Source organism: Psychrobacter sp. NPDC078501 (assembly GCF_044900935.1).
Lineage (GTDB): Bacteria > Pseudomonadota > Gammaproteobacteria > Pseudomonadales > Moraxellaceae > Psychrobacter.
In genome coordinates this window covers 458,133-474,154 of record NZ_JBJDOS010000003.1, presented here as the reverse complement: position 1 = coordinate 474,154, position 16,022 = coordinate 458,133, and the positions used below count along the sequence as shown (strand labels likewise).

Annotated in this window: 14 protein-coding genes; 4 read left to right on the top strand and 10 right to left on the bottom strand. The window is 43.1% G+C overall.

From position 1 onward, the window contains the following. Positions 1-17 precede the first annotated feature (17 nt). Positions 18-836, bottom strand: a complete 819-nt coding sequence (locus tag ACI2IW_RS07790; RefSeq protein WP_404693259.1) for a DUF2939 domain-containing protein — start codon at positions 834-836, stop codon at positions 18-20. 255 nt (positions 837-1,091) lie between these two features. Here ACI2IW_RS07790 and dnaJ point away from each other — a divergent pair, with 255 nt between their 5' ends. From dnaJ to ACI2IW_RS07775, 3 genes are all read left to right on the top strand, one after another. Further along, positions 1,092-2,228, top strand: coding sequence for a molecular chaperone DnaJ (gene dnaJ, locus ACI2IW_RS07785; protein ID WP_057757637.1), 1,137 nt, complete (start codon positions 1,092-1,094; stop codon positions 2,226-2,228). Between the two features lie 172 nt (positions 2,229-2,400). Then, positions 2,401-3,231, top strand: coding sequence for a 4-hydroxy-tetrahydrodipicolinate reductase (gene dapB / locus ACI2IW_RS07780; RefSeq protein ID WP_404693258.1), 831 nt, complete (start codon positions 2,401-2,403; stop codon positions 3,229-3,231). A 76-nt stretch (positions 3,232-3,307) separates the two neighbouring features. After that, complete coding sequence (locus ACI2IW_RS07775; protein WP_404693257.1) at positions 3,308-4,231, top strand: hypothetical protein; 924 nt, start codon at positions 3,308-3,310, stop codon at positions 4,229-4,231. A gap of 78 nt (positions 4,232-4,309) precedes the next feature. On the opposite strand, the gene ACI2IW_RS07770 is transcribed toward ACI2IW_RS07775, so the two are convergent. The 8 genes from ACI2IW_RS07770 to erpA form a co-directional block, all read right to left on the bottom strand. Further along, positions 4,310-5,485, bottom strand: coding sequence for a type III PLP-dependent enzyme (locus ACI2IW_RS07770; RefSeq protein WP_404693327.1), 1,176 nt, complete (start codon positions 5,483-5,485; stop codon positions 4,310-4,312). A gap of 147 nt (positions 5,486-5,632) precedes the next feature. Further along, on the bottom strand, positions 5,633-6,187 hold the full coding sequence (def, locus tag ACI2IW_RS07765) for a peptide deformylase (protein WP_057757649.1): 555 nt from the start codon (positions 6,185-6,187) through the stop codon (positions 5,633-5,635). Positions 6,188-6,420: 233 nt separating this feature from the next. Then, positions 6,421-6,675 (bottom strand): GlsB/YeaQ/YmgE family stress response membrane protein, encoded by a 255-nt coding sequence (locus ACI2IW_RS07760; RefSeq protein WP_057757652.1) that lies wholly within the window; start codon positions 6,673-6,675, stop codon positions 6,421-6,423. A gap of 330 nt (positions 6,676-7,005) precedes the next feature. Beyond that, positions 7,006-8,499: a UDP-N-acetylmuramate:L-alanyl-gamma-D-glutamyl-meso-diaminopimelate ligase gene (gene mpl, locus ACI2IW_RS07755; protein ID WP_404693256.1), complete on the bottom strand. Its 1,494-nt coding sequence runs from the start codon at positions 8,497-8,499 to the stop codon at positions 7,006-7,008. Positions 8,500-8,787: 288 nt separating this feature from the next. Then, positions 8,788-9,432 (bottom strand): copper resistance protein NlpE N-terminal domain-containing protein, encoded by a 645-nt coding sequence (locus ACI2IW_RS07750; RefSeq protein ID WP_404693255.1) that lies wholly within the window; start codon positions 9,430-9,432, stop codon positions 8,788-8,790. 436 nt (positions 9,433-9,868) lie between these two features. Next, positions 9,869-10,381: a disulfide bond formation protein B gene (locus tag ACI2IW_RS07745; RefSeq protein WP_404693254.1), complete on the bottom strand. Its 513-nt coding sequence runs from the start codon at positions 10,379-10,381 to the stop codon at positions 9,869-9,871. A gap of 105 nt (positions 10,382-10,486) precedes the next feature. Then, positions 10,487-12,061: a glutamate--cysteine ligase gene (gene gshA / locus ACI2IW_RS07740; RefSeq protein ID WP_179798559.1), complete on the bottom strand. Its 1,575-nt coding sequence runs from the start codon at positions 12,059-12,061 to the stop codon at positions 10,487-10,489. Between the two features lie 353 nt (positions 12,062-12,414). Continuing rightward, positions 12,415-12,795, bottom strand: a complete 381-nt coding sequence (erpA, locus tag ACI2IW_RS07735) for an iron-sulfur cluster insertion protein ErpA (protein ID WP_057757666.1) — start codon at positions 12,793-12,795, stop codon at positions 12,415-12,417. A 661-nt stretch (positions 12,796-13,456) separates the two neighbouring features. Here erpA and ACI2IW_RS07730 point away from each other — a divergent pair. Further along, the gene (locus ACI2IW_RS07730) at positions 13,457-15,478 is read left to right on the top strand and encodes an ATP-binding cassette domain-containing protein (RefSeq protein ID WP_404693253.1); all 2,022 of its coding nucleotides are present in this window, start codon (positions 13,457-13,459) and stop codon (positions 15,476-15,478) included. 72 nt (positions 15,479-15,550) lie between these two features. On the opposite strand, the gene ACI2IW_RS07725 is transcribed toward ACI2IW_RS07730, so the two are convergent. After that, positions 15,551-15,913 carry a septal ring lytic transglycosylase RlpA family protein gene (locus ACI2IW_RS07725; RefSeq protein ID WP_102078203.1) on the bottom strand — a complete coding sequence of 121 codons (363 nt, stop codon included), beginning with the start codon at positions 15,911-15,913 and terminating at the stop codon, positions 15,551-15,553. Positions 15,914-16,022 lie beyond the last annotated feature (109 nt).

Sequence of the window (16,022 nt, the reverse complement as noted above, 5' to 3'; positions counted from 1 at the left end):
AAGCTGTCTTAAATAATTTATGGTAAGACGATATCAACGATTTTCCAATTGATAAGTCCTTCACGTTGCATCTCGATAGTGAGAGGGTAGCCTTTTACCTGACCACTAATACTAAAGCAGTTAATACCGCAGTAGCTCAGCGTTGGCTTTTCGCTGTCATTGCCTTGGGCGACTTGCTGCTCAAGTTCTGCCGCTTGTTTTTTCATGACTTGCTGCATTTGGCTTTTGACCACGGCATCGACATCACCGCGCTGAATGATTAAGCTCTGAATTAGGTTTTTCAAATCAACTTGATCGCTAGCGATGGCCCATGCTGCAGCTAGCTCTTTGGTTGCTGTATTGGCTTGACCTTGGGTATTAATCACTTTTTCGATATTCTGCGGGGTGATGGCTCCTTCAACTGCCTGCGCGATAAAACCATTCGCGGCTTGGGTCAACGGCTCACCGCCCAATTCAGAAATTAGTGGGTACTTAGTCATTGTCGTCGCAAATTGGCTGGTTAGCTGATTTTGGACGCTTGGTCGCACTTGTTCATAATCAATAGCCGCTGCGATAGTGGCACCGTCTTTATCATCATAAGCATTTTTGAGCTGATAAGCACTGTAGTAAGGCGAGCCTGCATACACTGCTACCGCAATGATGATTAATAGAATAACCAGCTTTTTCATAAGACTTAATACCTTGTCGCAATCGTCATCACTATGAGTATAAATGACCGTAGATGTGGCGGTAAATATTAGCACGACTGGGCACCGCTCAGGTACGAAAAGCTTTGCAGTAACCTTAATGAATCGTTTGGCTTTTGCCGCAGCGATGCCAACTTCTAATTTCATCATTTAAGAGCTTGATAAATCAGCAGACCATCTCCATAAATAGCGCAAACTTTTTATAATTGATTTGGCTAAGCAGCCTTCACCGTATTTGTTGGTTAAGTCTAAGCATTATGGTTCTATAGCATGGTGAATTATTGTGTTTCATGTGAAACGTTATACATATCCATCAGCTAAGAATCACGAATAAGATTAAGACAACTATCAATTGAGCTGATGATTTGACGAACCGGTGTGGCTGTAAAGACGATAGGAGAGAGCATGAGTAAGCGCGATTTTTATGAAATATTAGGTGTCAGTAAGACCGCTGACAGCAAAGAAATTAAGCGAGCCTACCGTAAGCTTGCCATGAAATACCATCCAGATCGCAACTCTGATGATCCTGATTCGGAAGACAAATTCAAAGAAGCTTCAATGGCTTATGAAGTATTGAGCGACGAAGAGAAACGTTCGGCCTACGACCGTATGGGCCATGCAGCCTTTGAAAACGGGATGGGTGGCGGCGGCTTCGGCGGCGCAGGTGGCGGCAACTTCCAAGATATCTTTGGCGATATCTTTGGTAACTTCGGTGATATCTTCGGTCAGCAGCGTGGCGGCGGCGGTGGGCGTTCGCGTCGCGGCTCTGACTTGCGTTATGTGATTGAGCTGACATTAGAAGAAGCCGTACGTGGCTGCAAAAAAGAAATCAGTTTCACGGCTCCTGCGCCTTGTGATACCTGTGATGGTAAAGGGGCAAAAAATGCTTCTGATGTTGTTACCTGTCAGACGTGTCATGGCCAAGGTCAAGTACGTATGCAGCAAGGTTTCTTTGCAGTACAGCAGGCTTGTCCTCATTGCGGCGGTACTGGTAAACAGATCAAAAACCCTTGTTCGGACTGTCATGGCAATGGCGTAAAAGACAAATCACGCACCTTAGAAGTCTCTATCCCTGCAGGCGTTGATGATGGTGATCGCGTTCGTCTAGCAGGCGAGGGCGAAGCGGGCGGCGCTGGCGTACAAAACGGCGATCTATATGTCGAAGTACGCGTCAAACAGCACAATGTATTCACCCGTCAAGGTGCTGACCTATATATGGATGTACCAGTAAGTATCACTGATGCAGCATTGGGTAAAGAAGTCGAAATCCCAACCTTAGATGGCAAAGTAAAAATCAAAGTGGCAGAAGGTACGCAAAGCGGTAAGTTACTGCGTGTACGCGGCAAAGGCGTAACGCCAGTGCGTACTACCATGAAAGGTGATTTGATTTGCCGTGTGGTTATCGAAACGCCAGTAAATCTGACTCGTGAGCAAAAAGACTTGTTACGCCAATTCCAAGACACGTTGGATGATGACAGCAAGCATCAACAGTCGCCACATAAAAAGTCATTCTTCAAAAAAATCGGTGATTTGTTCGATTAAGAAATAGTTTAACTAAGTAGCTAGTATTGAACTAAGCCCAAAAGTTTCACATGAAACCTTTGGGCTTTTTATTGATGGTATAAAAAGCCATTCATGTGTCGATATTTGCTAAACTTACGATAAATATGGTCAAAAATAATTTCACCAAATATAAAACATTTAAGGTAAAAACATGAGCGAACAAGTAAATAATAAATCTATCAACGTTGGGGTAATCGGTGCAGGCGGGCGTATGGGTCGTATGCTTATCGAGGCAGTACAGAACAATCCACAAACTGCATTAAAAGCAGCGATTGAGCGTCAAGGCTCTAGCCTAGTTGGTGCCGATGCCGGCGAAGTTGCTGCTATCGGTCATTTAAATGTACAAATCGTTGATGACTTAGCCGCTGTGATTAATGATATCGATGTGCTGATTGATTTTAGCTTGCCTGACGCTACTGAAAAAAACATGCAAGTTTGTGCTGAGCATAACGTCGCTATGGTCATCGGGACGACAGGATTCAATGAACAGCAAGAACAAGTACTGGCAAAAGCAAGTGAGAAAATCACTATCGTATATGCGGGCAACTATTCGACAGGCGTTAATTTATCATTGAAGCTACTCGGAATGGCTGCCAAAGCGTTTGGTAATGATGCTGATGTAGAAATCATCGAAGCCCATCATAAGCACAAAATCGATGCGCCTTCTGGTACCGCATATATGATGGCTGAAGCCGTCGCAGAAGCGCGCGGACAGAACCTAAAAGACGTCGCTATCTATGGCCGCGAAGGACAAACTGGCGAGCGCGAATCTGGCACAATCGGTATCCACGCGGTACGTGGTGGCGAAATCGTAGGCGACCATACTGTGATGTTTATCGCAGATGGCGAAGTGGTCGAGATTACCCATCGTGCACGCGCGCGCATGACATTTGCCGCTGGTGCCGTACGTGCCGCAACTTGGGTCGTTGAGCAGGAAGTAGGTCAGTACAATATGCAAGATGTACTTGGATTAAGTGACTAACGACTATTTATAGTTAATGGTTGATGATTGACTATAGCGTTATGACTGATGACTTAATAGTAATAAGGGAGCAGGTATGAATAGTATCAAACGCTATATTAGTCATAGACTGATTGGTGCTGTTTATGCCATCAACCTTGCAAGTCTATCAGCTTTTGCACTGAGTCTAGCGGTTTTACCAGTAACCGTACAAGCCAGTACTGCTCAAACTTATGTCATCCATACTTATGGCGGGGCTAGCCTACTACCTGCAGTAAGGCAGCAATTAAATAGTAGCGCAGACGGTGGTACGGTGACTACGTATCAAGATAAATTGGTACTGCAAACGACGGCACGCAATTATGAGGTGGTACAGCAGTTGTTGTCTCAAATTGACCGTCAGCCACAGGCATTGACGGTCGCTGTACGTGTTGGCAATAGTAGTAGCGGGCAAGGTAATATTCAGCAGGGTCAGGTCCTTATCACCAATCGCGGTATCCAAGGTGCAGGGGTTATTAGTCAGCGTAGCAGCCTGCAGCAGAGTAGTAATCTATATCAAGTACAAACATTATCTGGCAGTGCGGCGAGTATCAGCACAGGTACGCTCTACTCACTGACTCAAACCTATAATGCTAATAACTATTCAACTTATCATCGCTCAGCTAACGATAACCTAAGACCACAGATTGTGATTCAGCAGCAAATATTACTGCCAACGACACAAGGGATTGCCGTCACACCAAGACTGCTGCCCAATGGGCAAATTGAAGTACAACTTTCCCAAGTGGAAGAAAAGTTAGTGCAGCCGAATTCACCTTATAATCAAATGAGTTCTACTGACAATTCCACTGGCAGTGCTAGCAATGCTATTCGGGGTCAAAGATTGAACAGTACGATTATCGTGCCACGTGGACAATGGGTAACGATTGGACAAGTTTCACAAAACTCAAGTAGTACCAGTAACGGTAGCCGAACTATTAATAACAATAATAGCGTGCCTATTTCTTTGCGAATTGACTAGTTACTAAGTCGTTACGCACAAAAAAGCGCGATACGGGTATTAACCGTGTCGCGCTTTTTTGTGGAGCAGTATTAAGTACTAGTCAATATAAACCACTTCTAGCGGTGGGAAACCATTGAACTCTACCGATGAGTAAGAGTTGGTATAGGCACCAGTGGTTAGCCAATAGATTTTATCACCAATCTCAAGCTCTTCTGGTAGCTGATAGCCTGCTTCTTCATACATAATATCGGTTGAGTCACAGGTTGGGCCTGCCAGTACTACTGTGCCTTCGCTGGTAGACGTCTCCATCTTAGGCGTATAGACAGGGTACTTGATAGCTTCACCTAGCGTCTCGATTAAGCCTTGGAATAGACCAACGTCGGTATATACCCAACGAGTCAAATCAGTATCCGACTTACGAGAGATCAGTACTACGTCACTGACCAATACGCCTGAACCACCAACCAACGAACGACCCGGCTCTAAAATAATCTCTGGCATTTCGTCATCATCATAATCGTCAGTCAGATAGCTGGTAATCTCTTCCGCATAGACTTTGATAGGGTTGACTTCGCTAATGTAATTGGTCGGGAAGCCGCCGCCCAAATTAATCATTTGTAGCTTGATACCTTCCTCGTTCTTCATCCAGTCAAACATATATTTAACTTTGGATAATGCATCATCCCATGCAGCGACGTCTTTTTGCTGGCTACCAACGTGGAATGAGATACCATAAGGAACCAAGCCCAACTCACGTGCTTGAACCAGTAGGTCGATTGCCATATTAGGATGGCAACCAAACTTACGTGACAATGGCCATTCTGCTGTCTCTGAGCCTTGAACTAAGATACGCACAAATATTTTAGAACCTGGAGCGTGTTTGGCAATGTTTTTTAGATCTGCTTCTGAATCAGTTGCATATAGATCGATGCCTTTCTCAAAAGCATATTTAACATGCTCAGCTTTTTTGATGGTGTTGCCATATGAGATACGAGATGGCTCAACGCCGCAACCAAGCACGCGATCAAGCTCATAAATAGAGGCACAGTCAAAGTTTGAACCAAGGTTTGCCAATAGGTCGATTACTTCCACCGCAGGGCTAGCTTTCATTGCATAATGCAGTTTAGCGTTAGGAAACAGGCTTACCATTTCATGGTATTTGGTTTCGATACGACTAAGGTCAACTACTAAGAAAGGCGTCTCGCGACCTTCAGCAGCCTTGGTAAATTTCTGCCAGCTGGCAGGTTCAAAATATTGGTCAATTTTGATCATTGTCATAGTAGTAAACCTTTTGTGGAAACTGTATCGGTTATAAAAGTTATCGCCAAACAGTGAATGCTAAATATTAACATTCACTGTAGACGTAACTATGTGAAGGATAAAGACGAAATAAAAAAGATAAGAATAAAGAGTAGCGCTTTAAGAATTGACGGCTTGTGTCTGTTTTTCTGCTGATTGAGCTTCTTGCTTTTCGCGTATTTTAAGAACTTTGCGGACTTTATCACGAGCACGCGTCTGTTTAAGACGAGACAAGTAGTCAACGAAGATTACGCCATTTAGGTGATCCATTTCATGCTGAATACAAACAGCCAGCAGTCCTTCAACGACTTCGTCGATGACCTCACCGTTACCGTCTAACGCTTCAATACGGACCTTATTAGGACGTTCGACTTTGTCATAGACATCAGGTACAGATAAGCAGCCTTCTTCATACGGTTGCTTTTCTTCTACCAGTGGCGTGACTTTTGGATTGATAAAAACTCTAGGAGAGCTTTTGTCTTCAGACAAATCCATGACGATAAGCTGAATATGATGATCCACTTGACTGGCTGCAAGCCCGATGCCTTGAGCATCATACATCGTCTCGATCATGTCTGCGATTAAGGTTTTGATTTCAGCAGTCACTTCCTTGACAGGCTTGGCGATAGTACGCAAGCGAGGATCTGGGTAACTTAATATAGGGAGTAGTGCCATAACGCTCACCTCAATGATAAGGACAAAATAAGGTTGATATTATAAGATAAATGGGGACAAAAGTAATGCTTATCAATACTTTCGCAGTCATATGATGCTATATGCATATAGAAAGACTAAATTTCGATGATAAATGGCATAAAAAAGCCCTGCTTAACGCAAGGCTTTGTTTATATAGTATTTTAATTAGCTAGTAATCATTTATGACTAAACTATGCATGGCTTATAACTAATTATGCACGGCGTTTGTTTACAATCATTTCATATAGGAACAATAAGATAATTGCACCAATTACTGAGAATATAAGACCAGTGAAACCACCATCAGCGTTGATACCGATTAGACCAGCTAGGAAACCACCTAGCATTGCACCGACGATACCCAGTACGATAGTCATAATCCAACCCATAGGGTCGTTACCTGGTTTGATAGCACGTGCTAATAAACCTGCGACTAAACCTACAATAATCATCCAAATAAAGCTCATGTTATTCTCCTAATATTATTAATATTTATAATGTGTTACAAGTTTTGATAAATCTATTGTAAACACTCCTCGGACGCAAAAGTAAGCATAAAATGTTACTACTGTAGGGGCTATGTGAGGAAAAAGTCCGATTTGCTATCGAGTAAGGGCAATAAGTAAACGAAAGGTTACAAAGGTAGCAGTGGTGCTAACAGCGTTTATCAATGTGGTACTTGTAGTGCTGAACTCGCATAAATGAAGTTATATAAATATTAAAAGTAAAAAGACGCAGCCATCTATTAGATGAGCTGCGTTTGTATATAAGAGAAGAAGAGAATCTGTTTATTAGCTCTAGCTAGGATCTTTAGCCGTATGTAATGCGGTTAATAAACGCTGATGAATCCCTTCAAAGCCGCCATTTGACATAACTACAATCGCGTCACCTGCTTTTGCATGACTGCTGACATGCTCAATAATAGCGTCAATGCTTGATAGCACTTGTTGGTTGCCGATAGAGTCGCTAGTAGCTTTGGCCTGTTCGATGACCTCTTTTAAGCCCCATTCCAAACCAGTAGGCTCGTACCATAATGTGTAGTCAGCAAGTGCTGCTGATTGAGCCAAGCTGTCTTGATGAATGCCCATTTTCATGGTGTTGCTACGTGGCTCAATGATAGCCCAAATGCGTCTATCAGCCAGCTTCTTTTTGGCACCATCCAATGTGGTTGTAATAGCTGTTGGATGATGGGCAAAATCATCAAAGACTAAGATGTCATTGACGTCGCCAATCAGCTCCATCCGGCGCTTGATACCAGCGAAATCTGATAAAGCAGCACAAGCAGTCTCAACATTGACGCCAACATCATAAGCAGCGGCTACAGCAACTAACGCGTTATTGACGTTATGGATACCGCTCATTGACCAGTTTATGATAGCAGAGGCATCTTTATCAGCGGCAAAACTGACTTTGAACTTACTACCGTCTTCTTGAATCAGCTCAGCCTGCCAATCGCTACTATCTTGTAGAGCACGCGTATTTTCGCTAGTATCAGCTAAAGTAGAGTCGATGACGGCAGTACGCCAGATAGGTGTCCAAACCCCTTTCGCTAGCGTATCTTCTAGACTGATGGTTGCGGCTGGCATAATGATTTTGCCAGTGCTTGGAATCATGCGCACCATATGGTGGAACTGAGTTTGTATTGCATTGAGATCTGCAAAAATATCTGCATGATCAAACTCAAGGTTATTCAAAATAGCAGTACGCGGACGATAGTGAACGAACTTCGAACGCTTATCAAAAAACGCAGAATCGTATTCATCTGCTTCAATCACAAAGTAACCAGATTTATCATCATCGCTTTTATCAGCGCCCAAATAGCTGCTGTGCGCAAACACTTGCTGTAAGTGCTCGTCAGTCGTATCAACTAATGGTACACCGCCAATCAAAAACCCTGCATCGATACCAGCATAATGTAATATCCACGCAAGCATCGTCGTGGTTGTAGTCTTACCATGCGTACCTGCAACGGCGATTACGTGACGTGACTGCAATACTTGCTCAGATAAAAACTGCGGACCTGAGGTATAGCGCAAGCCATTATCTAGCATGTACTCAATCACATCCATGCCGCGCTTCATCGCGTTTCCAACGACAACTAAGTCTGGCGTTGGTTGCAAATGTTCTACTAGGTAGCCCTCTTCGATAGTCACGCCAGCATTTTCGAGCTGAGTGGACATAGGAGGATAGACATTGGCATCTGAACCTGTGACCGTATGCCCAAGCGCACGTGCTAGCAATGCCAGTGAGCCCATAAAAGTACCACAAATACCAAGGATATGAATATGCATAGACGTTCCGTACGCGCTTGAATGAAAAGAATAGAGAGCTAATAAAATAAAGTGTGAAGTGCCTAGCTGTCATCAGTAAAAATAACCACTCTGATAAACAACGACCAATATATCAGCTTGGCAAACAAGCAATCATTGTAAAGTAAACCCTGTTCGATGACCAATAAAAAACGCCTAACAAGTAGGCGCTATGTAGCTAATACAATTTGGCTGTTTTAGTATGCAGCGAGACGCCAACTAATAGCTAGCACGAAGAGACTTTTATTTAAGTGATTCTTATTGACGCTTTTATTTGCGAGATAACGTATAGTCATCCTCTAAATTATCGTGCTCATCGATCCGTATCAAGTGGTTGTCTTGGATATGATAGGTCTCGATATTTTTTCCTTCATAGACAATAGTGATTTTGTCATTGTCTTGTCGGTAGATGCCCGATTCGAGTAGAGGTGTTTTTGGTTTTTCAGGATTATGATAATAACTTGCTTTTAGTACAGACCCGTCAGCGAATAAGTTCAATGTAACGTCGATACTGTCGCAATCTGTACAAGAGACCATGCCGCCGTAATCGCCCATCAATGTTGCTTGCAGCATACTGCTTTTCGCTTCTGATCGCTCCATAGAGCTGTCTGCATAGGTATCCTTATTTGACTGAGCAGCAGCAATTAATGATTGCCCTTCCACCATCTCGCCTGTCTCATCATCACTCGCTAGCTCAGCACTCTCAATATTGTCATTTTGCAATGATGGTGAAGCATCTTTTGATTCAGAACCAGTCGACGCGAACGTAGATACCATGTCTTTATCGGTATTGGACGAGGCACTATCACAGCCTACGAGTAGCACGCATAGTGACGCTACAAGTAACGAAGGACGCCAGCGTTTTACGATAGCAAGCGTAGTAGAGCGAACGGGAGCAAAATATATCATGGTCATACCAAAAACAGTTTTTAACAAGTATTTTTCAAGCTCATCTATACTATCGACAACGTAAAGCCATTGTCAAAGATAAGGATAATAAGGCATGGGCGCGTAGTAATAATATAAATTAAGAACTTGATAGCATTATCGTATATTCAAAATACAGATAGCTTATGAGTAGAAAGCGACAAATATCTGATGCTTATCTGTTTATAAGGTAAGCTGACTAAAGATATCAAAGGCTTGAAAATATCTCTGTGGGCTTTTTGTTGTTGGCCTTATCTCTAAAAGGCATGAGTTGGTAGTAGAAAGTCCTGTTGGTAACACTAATATGGGTTGTAAGGGCGGGTTAATAGTAGACAAAAAAACAGACATTGTATCGAAGATAGCAATGTCTGTTTTAAAAGCAAAACTAGGAAAGAAACCTAACGTCTTATTGAGTCATAAGATACTAATTGGCAGATTTTACGATACGCATTAATATCAAGACATGTACGATCAGCAGTACACTAAATAGAATCAACGACTGCTCAGGGATACTTAATCCCATAAGCGTCCAATCAACAGAGGCACATTCGCCAGATCCTGCAAAAACTTCTTCGAATACTTGTAAGATAGGGAGGGTATCAAGCCAATAGTTCAGTCCTGGACCACAAGAAGGTACTTGGTCAGCAGGCAAATGTTGCAGCCATACATGGCGTGCTGCTACCGCAGTTGCCCAGCCGATACCTACTAGACTACCAAGCCATAGCAGTAGTCTTATCACTTTAGATTTAGGATTAAACAACGCTGATATCAGGGCGAATCCGCCCATGACGATTAGGCCAACACGCTGAAAAATACAGAGCGGGCAAGGTGAAAGCCCTAGATGACGCTGTAAATAAAACAGCGCAAAACTCATGCCTATGATGGCCATTATCACCAAAAATACTTGCAGGTTACGGTAAGTGGTTAGCTGTCGCATTGTGCGGTTACTCTTATGGGTTTATCTATAATAGATGTAGGGTAGCAAACAAAATTAGGCGGTCAAAACTTCACAGTCAGGACTTAGCAATTAATAACTAGCAACTTAGCGATACTGCTGTAAAAATTCCGCAAAGTCTTCTGTTTCAGACTGCTCAATCTCAGCTTGCTGTAAGATAGATTTTTCTGCCAATACTTCGTATTTAGCTTGAGTGTTTGGACTAAGTGTCTGCTGTAATAAAGACTCGCGATGCTGCTGAGCTAACGTAAATCCAAGCTGCCATAAGCTGCCTAAGCGTTTACTGTCAGAATTTACTTGTGCAGAGATAGTCGACTCAGAGTGTCCTGCTTTGCCCTGCATCAATGCTACAGCCGCGCGGTAATCGTTACCACCATAGTGAGCATCAAGCAATGCAGCAAGCGGCTGCATACGCTCTAGATGAGTGAGCATCCAACTTTCAAGTGACTGCTCTTGACCATTATTGATAATGTGCAAATCATCACGGCGACCTTCATTGACCACACGTTCAAGATTGATAGCGAGTGTATCTTCTTCTTCAGGTAGCAGGTCTGGTGAGTCACTGAACAGACAGTACAGTGCCATTACTTCCAAGAAACAAGCACTAGAGAGGCGAATACCTACGTCACTGTATGGGTCAAGATCGATAGCACGGAACTCGACATAGGCGATACCGCGACGCTCAAGCGCCTCGGTTGGTGTTTCACCGCTCATCGCAATTTGTTTAGGACGAATAGGGCTGTAGTACTCGTTTTCTATTTGTAGAATATGATTGTTGATTTGGATCGGGTTACCATTTTCGTCTTCTAAGCCAAGCTTAGCAAAGCTCTCGTGCGGCGTTTGAATGGCACGGCGCAGACCATCGACATACTCTGGCAGATAGTTATAACGGATATCAAGTTGCTCTTGCACGCTATTGGTATAGCCAAGCTTACCCATACGTAGGCTAGTCGCAGCAGGTTTGTAATAAGTCGAATCATTAAGCAATTCTAAATCGTGCTCACGCCCTGCCAAGAAACAAGGACATACGCTTGGACTGGCACCTAGCAAATATAAAACAAGGCTGGTTAGACGTTTAAAGTTACGAATCAACCCTAAGTATTTCTCGTTTTTGAACTCTGTCAACGTTTGGCTTTGTGCAGTCGGCGTTTTGGCTTGCCATGTCTCAAACAACGTATCACCAAAAGACAAGTTGTAATGTAGACCAGCAATCGTCTGCATACGGCGACCATAGCGGATACCAAGGCCACTACGATATAGGGTTTTTAGCTTACCCGTATTAGAGCTACCGTAATCAGCTAGTGGGATATCCTCATCTTTAGAAGACAACATACAAGGCATCGATAATGGCCACATCAACTCACCTTCAGGTATGCCCTGATAGACCAATACGTGCAATTGGCGCAGCATATTAAGGGTTTCTTTTGGTGAGGATTTTGGTTCAGTGATGAGCTCAAGCAGGCTTTCTGAGTAATCGGTAGTGATAAAAGGGTGGGTAAGTTTTGATCCAAGTTTGGCTGGATGCGGGGTCTGTGCCAAGAAACCATCAGGCTTTACGCGCAGGCCCTCTTTTTCAATACCGCGGAGCATACCAGTTAAGTGTTGGCTATCAAACCAATTAGGGATTTCGAAATTAACAAAGCTACTCGCAAAATTACTCATAATAGTCATCTATTGTTATTTATTATGGCGGATCAAAACACGATAAGCGTTTGTCCATAAAATAGGTAAATGTTAGGTCAATAATTCCGTCAGTTTAGCTCAAAGCTGTCTTGAAAACCACGGACAATTACAAATACGATAAGCTTTAGGCAACACGATTTGTGAGGATTTTGACCTTATTTTTGATACAAATTCATCTCGAATATAGCGTTATTCTGGCCAGACAGTTTGATAAAAAAAGCATCTACCTGAGAGATAGATGCTTTGTTCATTATGCCTACAAGCCATTTGACATGGTATGGGCACACTATCGCATTATCTTAATAACCATAGCGCGACCGCGTCTATTTGGCTTATATAGAGAATGACGAACCGCAGCCGCACGTGGTCGTGGCATTTGGATTGGTCACCACAAAACGTGCCCCTTCCAGTCCTTCGGTGTAGTCAACGGTAGAGCCTTGCAAGTATTGATAGCTTAGCGAATCGACGACTAACGTCACATCACCATTATCAAAATTGGCATCGTCTTCGTTTAGATCGTTGGCAAAGTTAAACCCGTAAGAGAAACCAGAACAACCGCCACCTGTCACATAGACACGTAACATAAGATCGCTATCGCCTTCTTCTTCGCGTAGACGGCGTACTTTTTGCGCCGCACTATCAGTTAGGCTTAATACGGTTGGGTCTACTGGCTGGCTTGAGCTTGGACTAAATTGGTTGGCTGATTCGTTCATATCTACCTCAGTTGCTAGGATCAAATGCGGTCGTCGTCCTGTTTGGGTTTGCAATAGGATACTTGCAAATAAAGATACGCACGGCGTTTGATTTAATTGGGTGCTGTCATTATGGCAAAGCTATTGGTGCATTATAAGCTGTTTGTACAATTTCAAAATATTATTTGTGCTACCACAACGTTTTATTGGCTCTATTGATAGTGGGCACTTATCTTTTAGCAGTATATCATAATGGGGGTGCTGATTCGTTTGTCAAGAGTGATGCAACTACTGAATTTTACTAATGAATAGCAGTGTTCCATTTTTGATATTGTGTTTTTTAAAATAACTGCGTCAATGGGCTAAACCAATAACCAGACTAAAAAATAATAGCGTGTGATTATATAAAACACTACTTAATAATATTAGGCAGTCTTAAAGCTTATTAGTCATATTACGGTATTTTACGGCTATAACCTTTATAATAGTAACAACCATGTATGAGCTCAAGAGTCGCTTGTACAATGTAAGGTTTTTAGCGTAATAAATACTTAGTTTTGAAATAGTTATTTAATTGTTTGCCTATGGAGCAAGCGTTTGAAATAATAGCCGCCAGTTGGCATACCCTATGTGTGTTTCTTATTGCCCTATATCTATATTATTGTTGAGATGAAGAAATTATATGATCGAATTTAAAGACGTTGGTGTTCGCCGTGATGGTCGTGAATTGTTTGCAGGTGCAAGCTTTCAGCTCCATCCAGGTCACAAAGTTGGACTGACGGGCAACAACGGCACAGGCAAATCTACCTTATTTGCGCTACTACTGACGCAGATGGGTACAGGCGATACAGAGGTCACCCTTGATAAAGGTGAGGTCAGTATTCCTGATAGCTGGCATGTGGCGCACATGGCACAGGAAGTTGGTGCTACGACGCAGTCTGCAATCGATTATGTATTGAGCGGTGATGAGCAGTGGTATGAAATTAATGCTGCACTAAATGATTTGAGCAGTGTCAGTGATGAGCAAATTGGTGTGCTACACCAACAGTTCGATGAAATCGACGGATATCGTACGCCGACCAAAGCAGCACAAATTATGGCAGGTCTTGGTTTTAAGACTAGCCAGCATGAGCTGCCAGTAGAAGGGTTTTCTGGTGGTTGGCGTATGCGTTTGAACCTCGCCAAAACCTTGATGAGCCGTGCTGATTTGATGTTACTCGATGAGCCAACCAATCATTTGGACTTGGACGCTATTCTGTGGCTTGAAACATGGATCAATGCTTATATGGGTTTGGTCATTGTGATTTCGCATGACCAAGCGTTTTTGGACGCGACAGTCGGTCATATCCTGCATGTAGAGCAGCAAAAAATCACTCTTTATACTGGTAACTATCAGCAGTTCATTCGTACCCGTCACGAGCGTATGGCGCAGCAGCAGCAAGCGTTTGAAAAGCAAGAAGCGACTAAGGCTCATTTGGATGACTTTATTCGTCGTTTCCGTGCTAAAGCCAGTAAAGCTAAGCAAGCACAGAGCCGTATTAAGCAGTTAGAGCGTATGGCAGAACTGTCACCAATGATGGCTGACAATCCTTTCTCGTTCCAGTTTTATGAGCCAGCAAACATGAGCTCACCGCTGATTGAGCTGACCAACGCAGATATTGGCTATAGTGAGACACCGCTTCTACACAATGCCAATGTACAGGTAACCCCTGACACCCGTCTTGGCTTATTGGGTATGAACGGCGCTGGTAAATCAACGCTGATTAAAGCATTAGTCGGTGAGCTTGGCGTACTAACAGGAAAGTATCGTGTTTCGGATACCTTAAAGCTTGGCTATTTCAATCAGCATCAAATGGATATCCTAGATGCCAAAGCAACGCCTATAGAGATGTTACGTCGCCTAGCAGGCAAAACCTCTGATGCGATGCTACGTTCATTCTTGGGTAGCTTTGACTTCCGCGGTGAGCGTATTGATACACCAAGCGAGCTATTCTCAGGTGGCGAGCGCGCGCGTTTGACCTTGGCACTGATCGTCTGGCAACGTCCAAACGTCCTTGTACTCGATGAGCCAACCAACCATTTAGACTTGCAAATGCGTCAAGCATTGACGATTGCATTACAAGGTTTTAAGGGCGCAGTGGTACTAGTCTCGCATGATCGAGAATTGATTGCTAATGTCTGTGATGAGCTGTATCTGGTACATGATGGCATCATCGAAGAGTTCGATGGCGACATTGGTGACTATGGTAAGTGGCTAGCAGAGAAGCGCAAGCAAGAGAATGCATCAGATAAGAATACCGGTAAGAAAAAAAGTAAAAAAGAGAGTAAGAAGTTTGTTTCACGTGAAACAGATAATAGCCAAGTAAGCAACAAAGCATCTGATAACTCATCAAAGAGTAAGGCTGCGACGCCTGCACTTAGTAAAGAAGAGCAGCGTAAGCTAGCGGCTGAACAGCGTAAAATGACAGCACCTATCCGCCGCGAGATAGAGGAAACAGAAAAGACACTGGCTAAGATTGATAAGCAGCTTGTGACGCTTGAAGAAAAACTGGCTGATACGGAGCTGTACGAAGAGCGCCGTAAGTCTGACTTGCTTGTATTGCTAAATGAGCAAACGGCGCTACAGCAGCAGCATAGTGATAATGAAGAGAAGTTACTACTATCAATGACGACTTTAGAAGAGATGGAAGCTAAGTTCGCATAAAGCATTCTAGATAGTTAGTTATATAAACAGACATAAAAAAGGGATGGCATCAGCCATCCCTTTTTTATTACATTATTCCTTACGATATTTGCCATCACCGTACGACAGTATTTCCATCGTGGTCGTACAAAGCTGACAGTTTATTTCACCAGCAGCGGCTTTTGATAAATCAAGGATACGACCTCTAATAAAAGGTCCTCTGTCCGTGATTTTTACAACGACGCTCTGCTTTGTCTTTTGATTGGTTACTTGTACCTTCGTGCCGAACGGTAACGTGCGATGTGCAGCGGTTAAAGAGTTCATGTTGAAGATACTACCACTCGCTGTGCGCTTACCATGAAACTTACTACCGTAATAACTGGTATTGGCAGCGAAAACTGTGGTGCTAATTAGTAGCGATAAAGTGACAACCAAAGACTTGATTAAATAAGACATTTAATACCTTTAAGCAATTAATAAAATAGACAGATGCTCTTGCCTACGTTATCTATACTCCCTATGAGTATGAATAATAGGGGATTCTACAAGAGCTAGCTTGTCATAT